General features: G+C 58.3%; 16 protein-coding genes and 1 tRNA gene. 11 read left to right on the top strand and 6 right to left on the bottom strand.

Annotated elements, in window-relative coordinates:
• Positions 1–41 precede the first annotated feature (41 nt).
• From infA to EV561_RS24090, 7 genes are all read left to right on the top strand, one after another.
• A complete protein-coding gene (gene infA / locus EV561_RS24060; protein ID WP_003545338.1) occupies positions 42–260 on the top strand; it encodes a translation initiation factor IF-1 in 219 nt (72 codons plus the stop codon).
• A 56-nt stretch (positions 261–316) separates the two neighbouring features.
• Positions 317–937: a Maf-like protein gene (locus EV561_RS24065; RefSeq protein ID WP_132525200.1), complete on the top strand. Its 621-nt coding sequence runs from the start codon at positions 317–319 to the stop codon at positions 935–937.
• Positions 938–942: 5 nt separating this feature from the next.
• Positions 943–1,155, top strand: a complete 213-nt coding sequence (gene yacG / locus EV561_RS24070; protein WP_188079878.1) for a DNA gyrase inhibitor YacG — start codon at positions 943–945, stop codon at positions 1,153–1,155.
• Between the two features lie 246 nt (positions 1,156–1,401).
• Positions 1,402–1,477 (top strand) — tRNA-Phe (locus EV561_RS24075).
• Positions 1,478–1,968: 491 nt separating this feature from the next.
• Positions 1,969–3,915, top strand: a complete 1,947-nt coding sequence (locus tag EV561_RS24080; protein ID WP_132525202.1) for a PrkA family serine protein kinase — start codon at positions 1,969–1,971, stop codon at positions 3,913–3,915.
• 19 nt (positions 3,916–3,934) lie between these two features.
• Entirely contained in the window at positions 3,935–5,206 is a 1,272-nt protein-coding gene (locus EV561_RS24085; RefSeq protein ID WP_132525204.1) for a YeaH/YhbH family protein, read from the top strand.
• Complete coding sequence (locus EV561_RS24090; protein ID WP_132525206.1) at positions 5,206–6,753, top strand: SpoVR family protein; 1,548 nt, start codon at positions 5,206–5,208, stop codon at positions 6,751–6,753. The genes EV561_RS24085 and EV561_RS24090 overlap by 1 nt, the downstream gene beginning before the upstream one ends.
• A gap of 67 nt (positions 6,754–6,820) precedes the next feature.
• Here the strand turns inward: EV561_RS24090 and EV561_RS24095 are convergent, their stop codons facing one another.
• On the bottom strand, positions 6,821–8,281 hold the full coding sequence (locus EV561_RS24095) for a DHA2 family efflux MFS transporter permease subunit (protein WP_132525208.1): 1,461 nt from the start codon (positions 8,279–8,281) through the stop codon (positions 6,821–6,823).
• A gap of 411 nt (positions 8,282–8,692) precedes the next feature.
• On the opposite strand from EV561_RS24095, the gene EV561_RS24100 reads away from it, so the two are divergent.
• The gene (locus EV561_RS24100) at positions 8,693–8,914 is read left to right on the top strand and encodes a KTSC domain-containing protein (protein ID WP_132525210.1); all 222 of its coding nucleotides are present in this window, start codon (positions 8,693–8,695) and stop codon (positions 8,912–8,914) included.
• A 31-nt stretch (positions 8,915–8,945) separates the two neighbouring features.
• Here EV561_RS24100 and EV561_RS24105 read toward each other — a convergent pair whose 3' ends face one another.
• The 5 genes from EV561_RS24105 to EV561_RS24125 form a co-directional block, all read right to left on the bottom strand.
• Positions 8,946–9,761: a DUF6030 family protein gene (locus EV561_RS24105; protein WP_132525212.1), complete on the bottom strand. Its 816-nt coding sequence runs from the start codon at positions 9,759–9,761 to the stop codon at positions 8,946–8,948.
• Between the two features lie 205 nt (positions 9,762–9,966).
• The gene (locus EV561_RS24110) at positions 9,967–10,695 is read right to left on the bottom strand and encodes a copper homeostasis protein CutC (protein WP_245512876.1); all 729 of its coding nucleotides are present in this window, start codon (positions 10,693–10,695) and stop codon (positions 9,967–9,969) included.
• The gene (locus tag EV561_RS24115) at positions 10,667–11,593 is read right to left on the bottom strand and encodes an ROK family protein (protein ID WP_132525214.1); all 927 of its coding nucleotides are present in this window, start codon (positions 11,591–11,593) and stop codon (positions 10,667–10,669) included. Before EV561_RS24115 ends, EV561_RS24110 begins: the two co-directional genes overlap by 29 nt.
• A gap of 78 nt (positions 11,594–11,671) precedes the next feature.
• Positions 11,672–13,018 (bottom strand): HAMP domain-containing sensor histidine kinase, encoded by a 1,347-nt coding sequence (locus EV561_RS24120; RefSeq protein ID WP_245512878.1) that lies wholly within the window; start codon positions 13,016–13,018, stop codon positions 11,672–11,674.
• Positions 13,015–13,674, bottom strand: coding sequence for a response regulator (locus tag EV561_RS24125; protein ID WP_132525216.1), 660 nt, complete (start codon positions 13,672–13,674; stop codon positions 13,015–13,017). The genes EV561_RS24120 and EV561_RS24125 overlap by 4 nt, the downstream gene beginning before the upstream one ends.
• A 248-nt stretch (positions 13,675–13,922) precedes the next feature.
• Between EV561_RS24125 and EV561_RS24130 the strand changes: the two genes are divergently transcribed.
• The 3 genes from EV561_RS24130 (at position 13,923) to EV561_RS24140 (ending at position 16,863) form a co-directional block, all read left to right on the top strand.
• Positions 13,923–14,378, top strand: coding sequence for an RbsD/FucU family protein (locus EV561_RS24130; protein WP_132525218.1), 456 nt, complete (start codon positions 13,923–13,925; stop codon positions 14,376–14,378).
• 71 nt (positions 14,379–14,449) lie between these two features.
• The gene (locus EV561_RS24135; RefSeq protein WP_132525220.1) at positions 14,450–15,403 is read left to right on the top strand and encodes a sugar-binding transcriptional regulator; all 954 of its coding nucleotides are present in this window, start codon (positions 14,450–14,452) and stop codon (positions 15,401–15,403) included.
• A 149-nt stretch (positions 15,404–15,552) separates the two neighbouring features.
• Positions 15,553–16,863, top strand: coding sequence for a sugar ABC transporter substrate-binding protein (locus EV561_RS24140; RefSeq protein ID WP_132525222.1), 1,311 nt, complete (start codon positions 15,553–15,555; stop codon positions 16,861–16,863).
• Position 16,864: the final 1 nt, after the last annotated feature.

Genomic DNA, 16,864 nt, shown 5'->3' on the forward strand with positions numbered 1-16,864 from the left:
CCGAGCCCCCGGCCTCAAACCCTACAGGAAGAAAAGCCTTAATGCCGAAAGAAGAAGTCCTGGAATTTCCCGGTATTGTCACCGAATTGCTGCCGAACGCGACCTTTCGCGTAAAGCTCGAGAATGAGCATGAGATCATCGCTCATACGGCTGGCCGCATGCGCAAGAACCGCATCCGCGTTCTGGCAGGCGACAAGGTGCTGGTGGAAATGACCCCTTACGACCTCACCAAGGGCCGCATCACCTATCGTTTCAAATAATCGGCCGTTTCGAACGGGCCGATCCTTCCTAGTCCGCCTGCGATGGTCGAGGTTTGATGGCGCTGAAACACAAGCTGATATTGGCTTCCGGCTCGCCGCGTCGCGTCGACCTGCTGCATCAGGCGGGGATCGATCCTGCGCGCCTGATGCCGATGGATATCGACGAGACGCCGGCCAAGTCCGAACATCCGCGCTCGCTTGCCCGCCGGCTTTCCGCTGAAAAGGCGGAGGCGGCCCATGCCGTCATCCGCAATGATGTCACCTGGCAGGGCAGCTATCTGCTCGCGGCAGATACCGTTGTCGCGGTGGGGCGGCGGATCCTGCCAAAGGCGGAGTTCGTCGATGAAGCTTCGTCGGCTCTGCATCTTTTGTCCGGCCGCACCCATTGGGTCTATACGGGCATCTGCGTGATCACGCCCGATCGCAAGCTGCGGCAGAAGGTCGTCGAGACGAAAGTGCGCTTCAAGCGGCTGTCCGAAACCGATATCGAAGCTTATCTCGCGTCCGGCCAATGGCGCGGCAAGGCGGGGGCGTACGGTATTCAGGGTCTGGCCGGCTGCTTCGTTCAGAAAATCGTCGGCTCCTACACGAATGTCGTCGGATTGCCCCTTTATGAAACCATGCTGCTTTTGTCGGGGGAGGGATTCGATGTCCACGCCCATTGGCAGGAAGGATGATCATCATGGCGGATGAGCGGATGAAGATCGGCGCAAAGGTAGAACCTTTGCGGAAGACGCGTTCTTGTGCCGAGTGCGGACGTCCTTCGGTGCGCGAGCATTATCCTTTCTGTTCGGATCGCTGCCGTTCGTCGGATCTGTCCCGTTGGCTCAACGGCTCCTATGCGATTCCCGTTGCGGAAGACGAGACGAAGGCGGATTATTCCGACGAGGAGTGAGCCGGGACATAGCCGGCTTCGGATGCCCCCGATTGAGATTTCCTTCGGCCGCTATCGAGGTTCTTGTCGTTTACTCTCCCGTAAATCCTTCAATTTCCTTCGGAATTGGCAAAATCCCGTTTCCCGTCAAAAAAGAGTCATTTGACGCTGGACATGGCCGAACAAGATGCTATAACCCCGCTCGCTTCCGGGGAGAACCAAGCCCCTAAGGCTCTTCAAGAAGAGCTTTTCAAGCGAAGCAGAGTTGCCCGGATAGCTCAGTTGGTAGAGCAGCGGATTGAAAATCCGCGTGTCGGTGGTTCAAATCCGCCTCCGGGCACCATTCACTTTCTTGCATTGCCATTAATGCTTCGTGTTTTTGGTCGCCTTTATTGCGTTAGGCCGTAAGTCATGGCTTACGCATCCCTGCTAACGCAGTTTTTATCCACAGATCGCGGCGATCTTTTCGAGGCAGTCGGATGGTCGTGCGTGGGGACGTGTTTATCGCGCGGTTGAGCGGTTAAACTCAATATAAACAGGTGCTATCGGCTTCCGGGGAAGCCATGTGGCTTGTGAGTCGCGGCGGTCGTATTCGTTTCGCGATTGCTATCTTAAATTGAGCCGAGAACGCTTCCGGCAATCTCCGTGGTATGCATTATTAAATTCAAGTCTGCGTAAGTAGCGAGATATTGCTGCGCTGCCGAATCGGGCGTACGAATTATAGATAGGCCAGGTCTTGATTCGTAATGAAGCTTCCCCCACCATATAATGTGGTGGCGGGTGTAAACTCGCCGGATGCGGCGTTAGTTGCAATAGCAAAGCTATCGAGGCGCCATGAACAACAACGATGTGCTGTTTAACGAATTCGCCCGTACTTTTGAAGCGCGGCGCGAAAGCGAGTTATCGTTTTCCGAATACTTGGAAGCGTGTCGGGATAATCCCCTGATGTACGCCAACGCGACGGAGCGTCTGTTGGCCGCCATGGGCGACGCCCAGATGGTGGATACCGCCAAGGATACCCGGCTTGGGCGTATTTTCATGAATCGCACGATCCGGGTCTATCCTGCCTTCTCCGGCTTCTATGGCATGGAAGAGACGATCGAACGGATCGTCGCCTTCTTTCGCCATGCGGCCCAGGGACTGGAGGAGCGAAAGCAGATCCTGTACCTGCTCGGCCCTGTCGGTGGCGGCAAATCCTCTCTTGCCGAACGTCTGAAGGCGCTGATGGAAGTTCACCCCATCTACGTGCTGAAGGCCGGGGACGAGATCAGCCCGGTTTTCGAAAGTCCGCTCAGCCTTTTCGATCCTGTGACCATGGGATCGATACTGGAAGAAAAATACCGCATCCCCCGCCGGCGGCTGACTGGTCTCATGAGCCCTTGGTGCCTGAAACGCCTGGAAGAATTCGAAGGCGATATTTCCAAGTTCCGCGTGGTGAAAATGAACCCGTCGCGTTTGCGGCAGATCGCCATCGCCAAGACGGAGCCCGGTGACGAGAACAATCAGGACATCTCCTCGCTCGTCGGCAAGGTTGATATTCGCAAGCTCGAAAGCCTCGCCCAGAACGATGCGGATGCCTACAGCTATTCGGGTGGTCTCAACCGGGCCAACCAGGGCATTCTCGAATTCGTCGAGATGTTCAAGGCGCCGATCAAGATGCTGCATCCGCTGCTGACGGCGACGCAGGAAGGCAATTACATCGGTACCGAGAATATCGGCGCCATCCCGTTTTCCGGCGTCATCCTGGCGCACTCGAACGAAGCCGAATGGCAGACCTTCAAGGCCAACAAGAACAACGAGGCCTTCATCGACCGTATCTGCGTCGTCAAGGTTCCCTATTGCCTGCGGGTCACGGAAGAGCAGAAGATTTACGAAAAGCTGATCGAGGAATCCGAACTCAGCACGGCGCCGTGCGCTCCCTCGACCCTGGAAACGCTTGCCCGCTTCACCGTATTGTCCCGCCTGACGCGTCATGAGAACTCGACACTGTTCTCCAAGCTGAGGGTATATGACGGCGAAAGCCTGAAGGAGACCGATCCGCGCGCCCGAAGTGTTCAGGAATATCACGATGCGGCGGGTGTTGACGAAGGCATGGACGGCGTTTCGACCCGATTTGCCTTCAAGGTGCTGGCGGCGACTTTCAACCACGATACGACGGAAGTCGGCGCTGATCCGGTTCATCTCATGTATGTGCTGGAGCAGGCGATCCGGCGTGAGCAGCTTCCGAGCGAAACCGAGAAACTCTACATCGAGTTCATCAAGGGCGAGCTTGGGCCGCGCTATGCCGAATTCATAGGGCATGAAATCCAGAAGGCCTATCTGGAATCCTATGGAGACTACGGTCAGAACCTCTTTGACCGCTATGTCGATTATGCCGATGCCTGGATCGAGGATGTCGACTTCAAGGATCCCGATACCGGCCAGATGCTCGATCGCGACCTGCTCAATCAGGAACTGACCAAGATCGAGAAGCCGGCTGGAATTGCCAATCCGAAGGATTTCCGAAACGAGGTCGTCAAGTTCTGCCTGAGGGCACGAGCAGGCAATGCTGGAAAGAATCCATCCTGGACGAGCTACGAAAAGATCCGCGAAGTCATCGAAAAGCGGATGTTCTCCCAGGTCGAGGATTTGTTGCCGGTCATTTCCTTCGGGTCGAAGAAGGACGGAGAAACCGAGAAGAAGCACGGGCAGTTCGTCGAGCGCATGACCTCCAGAGGCTATACGGAGCGTCAAGTTCGGCGGCTTGTTGAATGGTACATGCGTGTAAAGCAAGCAGGGTGAGCCCAACAAGGAAGCGGGAATGCATATTGTCGACCGGCGCCTGAACCCAGGCGGCAAGAGTCTGGAGAATCGCCAGCGTTTTCTGCGGAGAGCCAAGGCGCTGGTGCAGAAAGCGGTCTATGAGTCTTCACAAAATCGCGACATTCAGGACATCCTGAACGGCGGTGAGGTCAGCATTCCCATCGATGGGACGGAGGAGCCCCGGCTGCATCGGGGCGCTGGGGGAAAGCAGGAGCATATCCTGCCAGGCAACAAGACCTTTATCGAGGGTGATATCCTGCCGCGGCCGGAAAGCCGTGGCGGGAGGCCTCGTGAGGCCGGCCAGGGCTCTGGCGAGGATGCCTTCCGTTTCGTTCTGACCCGCGAGGAATTCCTCGACATGTTCCTGGATGATCTGGAGCTTCCGGATCTCGCCAAGCGGCGTCTGGCAACCACCGATCAGGTCAATCCCGTTCGTGCCGGCTATTCGGTATCCGGGTCTCCGGCAAACCTTGCGGTTACCCGTACGATGCGGCTTGCCATGATGCGACGCGTGGCGCTGAAGCGGCCGAAGCCGGAGACGGTTGCCGAACTCGTTGCTGAGCTGGCGGAATGCACCGACGAGGAGCGCCGGCGGGCGCTGGAGGAAGAGATCAAGCTGCTGGAATCCAAAGTCCGGCGTATTCCCTATATCGATCCGATCGATATCCGCTACCGTCGTTTCGAGAACGAGCCGAAGCCGGTGGCGCAGGCAGTCATGTTCTGCCTGATGGACGTTTCAGGTTCGATGTCGGAGCATATGAAGGATCTCGCCAAGCGCTTCTACATGCTGCTCTACATTTTCCTCACGCGGCAATACCGCCGGGTGGAGATCGTCTTCATTCGCCATACGGATACGGCCGAGGAAGTGGATGAGGAAACCTTCTTCCGCAGTCCTGCAACGGGCGGCACGCAGGTATCGAGCGCGATGGAGGCCATGCGGCGGATCGTGATCGATCGCTATCCGCCGTCCGACTGGAACATTTATGCGGCACAGGCCTCCGACGGTGACAACGCCTATTCGGACAATGCGGCGACGGCCACGTTGCTCACCGACTTCATCCTGCCCGCCTGCCAGTATTTCGCCTATCTCGAAGTCGGCGAGTCCCGCAGTTCACCCATCGTGTCAGGCTCGGCACTCTGGTCGCTTTATGAGCGTATCCAGCGCGAATGGCCGCTTCTGTCGATGCGGAAGGTCACGGATCGCAGCCAGATCTATCCTGTTTTCCACGAGCTCTTCCAGCGCCGCCCGGCGGAAGGGAAGGTTGGGTGATGACAAAAAAGATGAAGCGGCTCTATGAGGGGGCTGATTGGGATTTCTCGACGATCCAGCGGATTCACGATGCTTGCGAGAAGATCGCTATCGGAGAACTTGGTCTTGATTGCTATCCCAATCAGATCGAGATCATCACCGCTGAGCAGATGCTGGACGTCTATTCCTCGATCGGCATGCCGCTCTTCTACAAGCACTGGTCCTTCGGCAAGCATTTCGCCCATCACGAGGCTTTCTATCGCAAGGGCCTGAGGGGTCTTGCCTACGAGATCGTCATCAACAGTTCGCCCTGCATCTCCTACCTGATGGAGGAGAACACGGCGACGATGCAGGCGCTGGTCATCGCGCACGCTGCCTTCGGCCACAATCATTTCTTCAAGAACAACTACCTTTTCAAGCTGTGGACCGATGCCGACGGCATCCTCGAATATCTTAACTTCGCCAAGGGCTATATCTCCCATTGCGAGGAGCGTTACGGGCATGCCGCGGTAGAGCGAACCCTGGATGCCGCTCACGCGCTGATGTCGCATGGTGTCCATCGCTATGCGGGCCGCAAGAAGCTTGACCTCAGGCAGGAAGAGCTTCGCCAGCAGGAACGGCGGGCGCATGATGAGAAGATCTTCAACGATCTCTGGCGAACCGTGCCGACCAAGCCGGGGAAAAGTGCGCCGGACCTCAGCCTGGCAAAGCGGCAGTTCGTTGCCGGTCTGCCGCAGGAAAACCTTCTCTATTTCCTTGAAAAGATGGCGCCGAGGCTCAAGCCATGGCAGCGGGAGATCCTTCGCATCGTCCGGCATGTGGCGCAGTATTTCTATCCGCAGGGCCAGACGAAGGTGATGAACGAGGGGACGGCGACCTACGTCCACTATTCGATCATGACGCGGCTCCATGAGCGTGGCGGTATCAGCGACGGCGACTTCCTGGAGTTCCTGAAGTCCCATACCAATGTGGTCTTCCAACCGTCCTTCGACGACCAGCGCTATTCCGGCCTCAATCCCTATGCGCTCGGCTTTGCCATGATGCAGGACATCGAGCGCATCGTCACCAAGCCGGAAGAGGAGGATCGTGCATGGTTCCCCGAAATCGCCGGCACGGGCGATGCGATGGCCGTGCTTCGCGATCTCTGGGCGAACTATCGCGACGAGAGCTTCGTCGCACAGTTCCTAAGCCCCAATCTCATGCGGCGCATGCGCATGTTCCATCTGACCGACGATCCGGAAGAGGAAGAGGGGATTCTGGTTGCAGCGATCCATGATGAACGCGGTTATCGCCGCATCCGGCGGGAATTGTCGCGTCAGTATGATATCGGCTGGATCGATCCGCACATCGAGATCGTCGATGTCGATCTCGCCGGCGATCGTCGCCTCATTCTCAAGCATACGGTCATGAACGGCAGCTTGCTTGACGAAACCGATACGAAGCGCGTCATGCAGCATCTGGCGGATCTATGGAGCTATGACGTCCTGCTGCAGGAGGTCGATCAGTCCGGAGCGTTGCTGAAGGATCATCTGATCCATCCGCGCGAGGCAGTCGTGGCGGCAGCCTAGAGCAATTCTAGCAAAAGTGTCACACGGTTTTGCGTCCGGAATTGCGTCACTCGATGCTGCCGCACCGCTATTCCCCGGGAGCCTCCGCGCCACGGCGTACATGGCCGCTGACCTGTCTTCCGTCCTCCGGGCGAAGGCGCAGAAAACCGGGCAATCCTAGCAATGGAATAATCGCCATCAGCAGGAAGGCGAGATGGAATTTCTCCGGCGTGAGCTGCGATCCATCCAGCGTTACAAGCCCGAGCAGCATGGCAGCGATCGATATGCCGAAGCTGACGCTTAGCTGCTGCAGAACGCCGCCGAGGCTGGTCGCGCGGCTAAGCTGGGCCGCTGGCGTGTCCGAATAGGACAGCGTGTTCGAGGTCATGAACTGTGCCGCGCGGGCAATGCCGAAGACGAAGACATAGGCCATGATAAACCAGCGTGGCGTATCAGGGCCCATCAGGGCAAAGCCGGCAACGATGGCAGAGCCGAACACGGCACTCCACGTCAATACGCGGTCGAAGCCATAGAGGCGAAGCAATCGAGCCGAGACCGGACGCACGGCAAGCGCGCTAAGGGCGCTTACGAAGGTCAGTGTGCCGGATATGATCGGGCTCAGGCCGAAGCCAACCTGCAGCATCAGCGGCAGAAGGAAGGGCACGCCGTTCAGGCCGACGCGACAGATGCCGCCGGCGAGCGTTCCCACCCGGAAGGTCCGCAGGCGAAAGAGCGTGAGATCGACGGCCGGGGATTCAGCGGTCTTTGCATACTGCACGAAGCCGGCGAGCAGAAGGAAGGCTGCGATAAGAACGGCTGCGATGGCCGGGACTGGAATTGTCGGGCGGCCGACATTTTCGATGCCGTATTGCAGCAGGACACAGCCGAGGCCGACCATCACGAAGCCAGGAAAATCGAACTTGAGGCTGCTGTCGCGGTCGGTGTCCTCGACGTAGCGCAGGGCGGCGACCATGCCGATGATGCCGAAGGGCAGGTTGACCCAGAAGATCCAGCGCCAGGACAGATAGGTGGTCAGGAAGCCACCGAGAACGGGTCCGATGACAGGCCCGATGATTGCAGGCAGCGTCATATAGGTCATGGCAGTCACCAGCTGGCTGCGCGGGAAGCTGCGGATCAGAATCAGCCGGCCGACCGGTGTCATCATGGCGCCCCCGAAGCCTTGGAGGGCGCGCGTGGCAATCAGCATCGGAAAGCTTGTGGCCATGCCACAGAGGATCGAGCCGAGGGTGAAGAGAAACAGCGACAGCGTGAAAATACGCCTCGCACCGAAACGATCGGCAAACCAGCCGCTGACCGGAATGAACATGGCAAGCGTGAGGATATAGGTCGTGACAGCAAGGTTCATCCGCACCGGCGTGGTGGCGAGGCTCTTGGCGATGTCGGGGACTGCCGTGATAATGATCGTGGAGTCCAGCTGTTCCATCAGGAAGCCGACCGCGACGACGGCTGGGATGATATAGCGGAGGCGAGGATCACGTTCAGTGACGAAGGTAGGGCTACCCTCGGAGGCTTCATCTGTGGAGGTCATGCAATAGGCTTTCCGCGTCCAGGGCTACTGGGGGACCCTGTCCGCAAATCCGCCGGCGATTTCCGGCTCAACAATCATTACCATTTCAGCACTATAGATCGTGCAGTGCAACAAAAAGCGGCCGCGTTGCGATCATTTGCTGCGAATTTCGGCAGAAGGGCAGAGTGTGCCTCAAAGAATGCATTGTGAAGGTACCAAGTCACAATTTTTCGTGATCGAGTGTATCATTCCAAAACAGTATATAATCGTCGCGCCGCACAAAAGCATTGACGGCTATTAATGTCTTGGTTATTGTTTTGTGCATTGCAACAGATATCTTTCAGATCAATGATGACGCAGTTTAGACTGCGGAGATATTGATCAGTGCCACTGAGCGATTCCAGCTTATTTTGAATGATTGGAATGTGCGATATGGAAAAGATCCTCGTAAATTCAAGGCTGATTTCCGCCGTGAGGTATGATTCCTCGCTGGCTCGTCTGGAAATCGAATTCAAGAGCGGCAGAGTCGTTCCGTATTCTGATATTCCGGAGCAGGTTTATAAAAACCTGATCAACGCGGATTCGCCCGGCTCTTACTATCGCCATCACATTCTGGAACGCGGACCTCGGCCCTATACACGGTCCGGCGGCTGATATTCTTCGATCGTGCGGGATTCTGCGATTTTTACCTGATATTTGCAGCCTGCGGAGGCACTGGCAGCCATTTCGACGTATCGAAGTAATCGCCCGCCCGGCGTTGCTCTGCAGTCGTCCTTTCCAGGTCGAGGACGAAATTGAAGCGCCTGGCATCCTCAAATTCGTGCGAGAAGGTCAGTTTCGCGCCGAATGCGGCCAACGTGACATTCTCAAGCCTACCGATAGGTTCCAGGGCCGCCTGGAAGTCGGGCCATTGGCTTTCCGTCACAAGCGTCGTGACCGTGTTTACAAATTTGTCCCGGAACGCCCGCCCGCCGTCGGTGTCGGGCAGGATGACCTTGAGCCGGACATTGGCAAGTTCACCGGTTTCCGTACCGCGCACGATGATGAAGAAGGAAGCTTCGTTATCGCCTTTCCCGTTCTGGGCCTCATAGCTGCATTCGAAAGTGCCGGTATCGAAGCCGCTCTGTTTCCATTTGCTGACGGGCAGGCCGGCATCCGCCAATTTTGCGCAAAGGTCTTCGCCAGAAATCTTCCAGGTCCTGATGAAACTGACCGGCATCGTTGACGGTGCCTTATCGAAGGCGTGTTCCGGCAAGGGTATCTGTGCCTGCACCTGCGCCAATCTCGGCTTTGTCCTCACGGCGACGACCGGCTTTGCTGCGACCGGCACATCCTGGTGAAGCCAACTGTCGAACCAGGTTATGTGATAGTATTGGGTAAGAGTTCTGAGATTGCGTTTGTCGTTCGCGAGAAGAACTGTCGCCAAAATGGCGGTGCCGATAATGATCGTCGAGATCCAGAAAACGGCTCTGCTTTTCTTCCGCGGCGGCGCGATCGACATACTGAAAACTACGCCTTGCTCAAATTTCGAAGCAAATCTCTACGACTTTAAATTCAGTTCAAAGCGATAGGTCTGCGTTTTATTCTGCAGCCCCAACGGGCAGCCTTACGCAGTCACGATCCTCGCTTCTTGACTAACTCATGCATGTTTTAAGCGTGTCTGGCAATTGTGTTCGAATATGCTCGGAAACTGGCTGAGAACTATCTCATCCGATGCGCTGCTTGAGGGCGCGTACCGTGGCGGCATCCGTGCGGCGGCTTGTCGGCGCAGCGAACCCCAGCGCAAGCAGCCTTGGGTCCTGCTCGTCTTCAGCCACGGAACAGGATGCGTGGATTTCGGTCACTGTGAGGCGCGGCAGCAGCTTGGAGACCGACTGGAGATTGACCCCAGAGCCGGGCATGATGGAGATGCGTCCTGCTGCAACCTTGATCGCATGATCAATGGTCTCCACGCCTTCTGGCGCCGTCTTTTCCCGACCTGACGTCAATATGCGTTCGAAGCCGAGTTTGACGGCCAGTTCGACGGCTTCCTGGATATCGGGAACGAGGTCGAAGGCCCGGTGAAGTGTCCGGCCCATGCCTTCAGCCTGCTTGACCAGCGCTTTCAGCGTTTCGCCATCCAGCCGCCCGTCAGGCAGGGAGGCCCCGAGCACCACGCCGGGAAGACCGGCATAACGGGCAGCATCGATGTCTGCCTTCATCACGTCGAGTTCGTCGGATGAGTAAATGAAACTGCCGGCTCGCGGGCGGATCATGGCGTAGGCAGGGACCGGCTGGGCAGCCGCAGCCGCCATGAGGCCGGCGCTCGGCGTCAATCCACCAACGGGGAGCGCGCTGCAGAGCTCGATGCGGTCGGCGCCGCCGTCGATTGCCTGCAAGAGGCCCTTGATATCTTCGACACAGACTTCAAGCAGCATGGTCGCGTTCTTCAGCATATTTCAGTCCGAGCAGTGCCGCGCCGATCAGGCCGGGCTCGACCTTGCACTGGCTTTGGACGACGAGAGGGCGATCGAATTTTCGCAGGATCCTGGAGCGGACCTCAGCATCAAGCCTTGCCAGCAGGGGCTCGACATTCGACAGGCCGCCGCCAACAGGAACGATTGTCGCGCCTGTGATGTTGACGGTGAGCGCCAGCGGCGGGGCCACGAGGTCCATATAGACATCCAATGTGCGCCCGGCTTTTTCATCGCCCTTGCGCCAGAGGTCGATAATCTCCTCGCTGCGCAGGTCGATATCATCCAGCGTGCGATGAAGTTTTTCGATGCCGCGCGCACCGCCGACCGTGTCGACGCAACCCTTCTGGCCACAGCCGCAGGGATAGGCCGGAATGGCGACCGGCGGCGTCCCGGCGAATGAGGCGATGATCGGGCCATGACCCCATTCTCCGGCAAAGCCGCCCGCAGCGTTGATCAGCCGCCCATCGGCAACCAGCCCCCCGCCAACGCCGGTGCCGAGAATGGCGCCGAAGACGATGCGGTGCCCGCGGCCTGCACCGGACATGGCCTCGGCCATGGCGAAGCAATCGGCATCGTTGGCGATCAATATGGGGTATCCGAGTTCGGCTTCCAGATCGGCAGCAAGGCGGCGCCCATGGATGCAGGGGATATTGGCGCAGGTCAGCGCCTGGGTATCGGGATCGACAACGCCGGCGATGGAAAATGAAATGCAGTCCGGCGTTTCGCCAGCTTCGCCGATCAGTTCGCGGAGCGTTGCGACAAACTGCGTGAAATCGTCTTTCGGGGTTGGGCGCCGGGCAAGCGGCACGATCTCGGTGTCCGATCGGGCAATGCCGCCCTTGATGGCAGAGCCACCAATGTCAAAAGAAACGATCATGATATCCGCCCGTGGAGCCTTTCGCGCTTGCTCGCACCCTTTGCCGATCAATGCAAGAATAATCCGGGCTGCCGAATATTACCGCATCGTGATCCTGGCTTCGAAGCCGTCGGTCTGACCGGGCACCGGAGAGATGAGATCGAGGCGCCCGCCCATCTGGCCTATGATGCGGTCGACAATTGCAAGGCCGAGGCCTGAACCGGCAGCCTTGGTCCGGCCGCGCCGGAACCGTCGCTTCAGGTCGACCAGATCGTTGGCGGGAACCGCTTCGCCGCCGTTTATGACGCGGATCGCACCTTGCTCGGCCTTGACGATGACCTCGCCTTCGGCCTGACCATGCAGCAGCGCGTTTTCGATGAGGTTTCGCAGCACGATCGCAAAAGCGTCGATGTCGACGTTGCGGATCAATGTTCCGTCAGGCTGGCATTCGTTCAGGATGCGCCCTGATGTTTCCGTGTCGCGGTCGTAGTCGCTGATGACCGTCTGTATGATCAGAGCCAGATCGACGGGCTTTTCGGCAGTGCCGATCCCCGCCTCTGCTCGGGCGAGCTGAAGCAGCTTTTCGGCGAGCCGGCCAAGATTGGCAAGCGAGGTTTCGATGCGTCCGGCGCGCTCCACCAGGGGACCTGACGGCAGTTCCGCAATGAGCCGCTGCGTCTGCGCCAGAGCTCCGGCAATCGGTGTCCGCAGCTCGTGGGCGCTGTTCGAGGTAAATTCCCGCTCCGCATCCAGCGCCGCACGCAGGCGGCCGAGCAGAAGGTTGACCGAGCGTGCGATCGGCCGCAATTCGCGCGGCAGGGTATCGCTTTCCAGGGAAGCCATATTGCCGCTGTCCTTGGTGCCGATCTCGCTGCGCAATCTGTCGATCGGCGCAAGCGAACGGCTGACGATGAACCAGATGGCTGCCATGCTGACGGGAATGAGCAAGAGCAGCGGCCAGAGCAGGGCGACGGTACCCTCGCGCACGGCTTCCCGGCGATTGCGGAAGGCGTCGGCGACATGCAGGAAGAGCGTGCCGTTCATGGCAGTTTCGGTGTAGATTCGATATTTCGGCGTGTTGTGAAAACCGATCTTAAGCGGGACTTCATAGGGGACGGTCGGAGCTTCCTGCGAATGCAGGATGATTTTTCCCGTCGCGTCGAGAACCTGGTAGGTCAGATATTCCCTGTTCAAGCCCTGCTGGATTTCCTGGAGGCGCTGTTTATCGTTCTCGCCAGCGCGCTGCCCCAGGTCGTCGAGGACGAGCGGCATCAGGCGTTCGGCCGTTTCCTGCAGCGTGCCGTCGAATATTTCCGCTAGCTCGCGGTTCATGACATAGGCGCCCAGTCCAACCGCAATCAGCCAGAAGATCACCACCATGCCGGTCAGCGTCGTGATCAGGCGGCGGGTAATGCTTACACGGTTCAGCTTCATGCGCTCGGTCATCGCTCACCCAGATAATAGCCGACGCCTCGGGCTGTGCTGATGCGATCCTTGCCGATCTTCTTGCGCAGCCGGCTGATATAGACTTCCACGGTATTGCTCTCGATTTCCGACCCGAAGGAATATAGCGCCTCCTCGATACGGTCCTTCGACACGATCGCACCCGGCCGCACCACGAGAAGGTCGAGGACGGCCCATTCTCGGCCTGTCAGAATGACGTCCTTGCCTGAAATCGTCAGGCGGCGCTGGGGTTGGTCGATCTCGATGTCGCCGACGCGGATCGTCGGCTGCGGGCTGCCCGAATAGCGACGGGCGACGGCCATGATACGTGCAGAGAGTTCGCCGAGATTGAAGGGCTTCACGAGATAATCGTCGGCGCCGCTGTTCAAGCCCTCGATACGGTCGGTGATCTGATCCCTGGCGGTGAGAATGATGACTGGGGTCTCATTGGATTCGCGGCGCAGGCTTTTGAGAAATTCGACGCCGCTACCATCCGGCAGTTGCAGGTCGAGCAGAATGAGGCCGTAGTGCACGGCGCTTGATGCTTCCGCCGCGTCATTCAGTTGCTTCACCCAGTCCACCGCATGCGTCGCAGCAACGATATGATCGCGAACGGCGCTCCCGAGCGTTTCGTCATCTTCAATGAGCAGGATTCTCACTCGTTCCTCACGGTTGACGTGTGTTTATGAAGGGGCGCCATGGTGATAGGCGATCCAATAAAGGCCGAAATAAGCCGCAACGGAAGTGTCATAATTGAACGGGTCGATAAATCCTGGTGTTCGATCGGTGATCGAGAACGTTCACGGCGGCTATGGACAGAAATCGAAGCCACGATTACTTGTTTTGTCCGGCAGGAGGAACGGCACGTCTGATGGCGATGCCGCCACATATTAGAGGACGTTTGCCCATGTTGAAGGGAATTTCACCGCTGCTCAATGCGGATGTGCTTCATGCGTTGAAGGCGATGGGACATGGCGACATGCTTGTCATCGTGGATACGAATTTTCCGGCCGATGCGATCGCCCGCCAGACACGGCTTGGCAAGCTGCTGCGCATCGACAACGTCACGTCCGCGCAGGCCGCCGCCGCCATCCTTTCCCTGATGCCGCTCGACAGCTTCATCGACGATGCTGCAGCCTGCATGGAAGTCGTCGGCGCGCCCGATGAAATTCCCGGGCCTCGCAAGGAAGTGCAGGCCGAGATCGACCGCGCCGAGGGCAAGCATTGGCCGCTGGTGCCGGTCGAGCGTTTCGCCTTCTATGAGCGCGCCAAGAATGCCTATTGCGTGATCCAGACCGGCGAGCGGCGCTTCTATGGTTGTTTCACCTTGACCAAGGGCGTCATTCCGCCGGACATTCAGTAGTCTGTGAAACATCGCACCATTTCCCCCGGTGACGTCGGGGGTCCGCTGCTGTTTTGCATAGAAGGACCATGATGGCGAGGAAGTTGGAAAGCCATGGGCGGCTCGACGATGCGGCACGTGCCGGCTGGCTCTATTATGTTGCGGGACGGACGCAGGACGAGATCGCCTCGGCGATGGGGATTTCCCGACAGTCGGCGCAGCGCCTTGTGTCGCTTGCCGTGGCTGAACGCCTGATCAAGGTCCGGCTCGATCACCCGATCGCGGCCTGTCTCGAACTGGCTCGAGCCCTGCGCGACAAATATGATCTCAAGCATGTCGAAGTCGTTCCCAGCGATGCCGGCTCCAGTTCAACCACGGTCGGGATCGCTGAAGCGGCAGCGGCGGAGATCGAGCGCTGGCTGAAGCGCAGCGATCCTATCGTGCTGGCCATCGGGACGGGACGCACGCTGAAGGCGGCGGTGGATCAGTTGCCCGTCATCGAATGTCCGCAGCACCGCGTCGTTTCGCTCACCGGCAATATCGGCCCTGACGGCTCGGCCGCCTATTACAACGTCATCTTCAGCATGGCGGATGCGATCAAGGCGCGGCATTATCCAATGCCGCTGCCGGTGCTCGTGACCGCTTCCGAGGACCGCGAAGTCCTGCATGCGCAGGCGCTGGTGCGCTCGACGCTCGATATCAGCGCGCAGGCCGATGTTACTTTCGTCGGCATTGGCGAAATGGGGATCGACGCGCCACTCTGCCTCGATGGTTTCCTTGAAAAGGATGAGATGCTGGCGCTGATGAAGCGCGGCGCTGCCGGCGAGATCTGCGGCTGGGTCTTCGACGGGCAGGGGAGGCTCCTCGTCGACCCGATCAACGATAGGGTCGCCAGTGCGCCCATACCGTCACGGGAGACTTCCTCGGTCATCGGTATCGCCAAGGGCAAGCGAAAGCTTTCGGCCATCAAGGCGGCCCTGACAGGTCATCAGATCAACGGTTTGATCACCGACGAGGCTACTGCTGAATTTTTGCTCAGAGACTGAGCAAAAATTATTTTCTTCATTTTCAGATAGTTAGGTTGCATGTTCGGCATCGCAGCAACGAATGTGCATTGACTTTTTGCAATAATGCGTGAGTAATTGCCCATGAGCAAAGCGAATGCTCAGATTTTCTTTTCTTCTGGGAGGAAGATATGAAATTGAAGACTTTTCTGCTGAGCATCTGCTCGGCAACAATGCTTGCTGGGATGGCCTCTGCAGAGACGCTGACCATCGCTACCGTCAACAACGGTGACATGGTTCGCATGCAGAAGCTGACGGATGACTTCAAGAAGAAGAATCCGGACATCGATCTGCAGTGGGTAACCCTCGAAGAAAACGTCCTGCGCCAGAAGGTCACGACCGACATCGCGACCAAGGGTGGCCAGTATGATATTGTCACGATCGGTACCTATGAAGTTCCGATCTGGGCCAAGCAGGGATGGCTGCTGCCGCTCGACAATCTCGGCGCCAGCTACGATGTGGACGACCTTCTTCCGGCCATCCGCAGCGGTCTGACCGAAGACGGCAAGCTCTATGCAGCTCCGTTCTACGGCGAAAGCTCGATGGTCATGTACCGCAAGGACCTGTTCGACAAGGCCGGGCTGAAGATGCCTGACGCCCCGACCTGGGACTTCATCGCGGACGCGGCCAAGAAGATCACCGACAAGGACCATGAAGTCTACGGCATCTGCCTTCGCGGCAAGGCCGGCTGGGGCGAAAACATGGCGTTCCTGACCGCGATGTCGAACTCGTTCGGCGCTCGCTGGTTCGACGAAAAGTGGAACGCACAGTTCGATCAGCCCGAGTGGAAGAAGACCCTCGACTTCTACGTCAAGATGATGAAGGAAGACGGACCTCCGGGTGCCTCCTCCAACGGCTTCAACGAGAACCTCGCTCTGTTCCAGACCGGCAAGTGCGGCATGTGGATCGACGCGACGGTTGCTGCTTCCTTCGTTTCCGATCCTAAGCAGTCCAAGGTCGCCGATCAGGTCGGCTTTGCTCTTGCTCCGGACACTGGTCTCGGCAAGCGCGGCAACTGGCTCTGGGCCTGGAACCTCGCCGTCCCGGCCAGCACCAAGAAGGCCGAAGCTGCCGAGAAGTTCGTCGCATGGGCAACCAGCAAGGACTACACCAACCTCGTTGCGGAAAAGGAAGGCTGGCTGAACGCTCCTCCCGGAACCCGCGCTTCGCTCTATGCCAATGCCGATTACCAGAAGGCAGCTCCGTTCGCGAAGATGACCCTGGACTCGATCAATTCGGCTGATCCGAAGCATCCGACCGTCAAGCCCGTTCCCTATGTCGGCGTCCAGTTCGTCGCCATTCCGGAATTCCAGGGCATCGGTACGGCCGTTGGTCAGCAATTCTCTGCTGCACTCGCCGGTCAGGTCACCGTCGATGCCGCACTGAAGAGTGCACAGCAGCTGACGACGCGCGAAATGAAAAAGGCTGGCTATCCCAAGTAAG

This window comes from Rhizobium sp. BK376 (assembly GCF_004341625.1).
In the GTDB taxonomy this organism is placed as follows: domain Bacteria; phylum Pseudomonadota; class Alphaproteobacteria; order Rhizobiales; family Rhizobiaceae; genus Rhizobium.

What these genes read in the sequence shown, in the direction of transcription:
- EV561_RS24120 (WP_245512878.1), bottom strand. Translation starts at nt 13,018, where the DNA reads ATGACCGAGCGCATGAAGCTGAACCGTGTAAGCATTACCCGCCGCCTG.
- EV561_RS24135 (WP_132525220.1), top strand. Translation starts at nt 14,450, where the DNA reads ATGGCGAGGAAGTTGGAAAGCCATGGGCGGCTCGACGATGCGGCACGT.
- EV561_RS24080 (WP_132525202.1), top strand. Translation starts at nt 1,969, where the DNA reads ATGAACAACAACGATGTGCTGTTTAACGAATTCGCCCGTACTTTTGAA.
- EV561_RS24085 (WP_132525204.1), top strand. Translation starts at nt 3,935, where the DNA reads ATGCATATTGTCGACCGGCGCCTGAACCCAGGCGGCAAGAGTCTGGAG.
- EV561_RS24110 (WP_245512876.1), bottom strand. Translation starts at nt 10,695, where the DNA reads ATGCTGAAGAACGCGACCATGCTGCTTGAAGTCTGTGTCGAAGATATC.
- EV561_RS24140 (WP_132525222.1), top strand. Translation starts at nt 15,553, where the DNA reads ATGAAATTGAAGACTTTTCTGCTGAGCATCTGCTCGGCAACAATGCTT.
- yacG (WP_188079878.1), top strand. Translation starts at nt 943, where the DNA reads ATGGCGGATGAGCGGATGAAGATCGGCGCAAAGGTAGAACCTTTGCGG.
- EV561_RS24090 (WP_132525206.1), top strand. Translation starts at nt 5,206, where the DNA reads ATGACAAAAAAGATGAAGCGGCTCTATGAGGGGGCTGATTGGGATTTC.
- EV561_RS24100 (WP_132525210.1), top strand. Translation starts at nt 8,693, where the DNA reads ATGGAAAAGATCCTCGTAAATTCAAGGCTGATTTCCGCCGTGAGGTAT.
- EV561_RS24130 (WP_132525218.1), top strand. Translation starts at nt 13,923, where the DNA reads ATGTTGAAGGGAATTTCACCGCTGCTCAATGCGGATGTGCTTCATGCG.
- EV561_RS24065 (WP_132525200.1), top strand. Translation starts at nt 317, where the DNA reads ATGGCGCTGAAACACAAGCTGATATTGGCTTCCGGCTCGCCGCGTCGC.
- infA (WP_003545338.1), top strand. Translation starts at nt 42, where the DNA reads ATGCCGAAAGAAGAAGTCCTGGAATTTCCCGGTATTGTCACCGAATTG.
- EV561_RS24115 (WP_132525214.1), bottom strand. Translation starts at nt 11,593, where the DNA reads ATGATCGTTTCTTTTGACATTGGTGGCTCTGCCATCAAGGGCGGCATT.
- EV561_RS24095 (WP_132525208.1), bottom strand. Translation starts at nt 8,281, where the DNA reads ATGACCTCCACAGATGAAGCCTCCGAGGGTAGCCCTACCTTCGTCACT.
- EV561_RS24105 (WP_132525212.1), bottom strand. Translation starts at nt 9,761, where the DNA reads ATGTCGATCGCGCCGCCGCGGAAGAAAAGCAGAGCCGTTTTCTGGATC.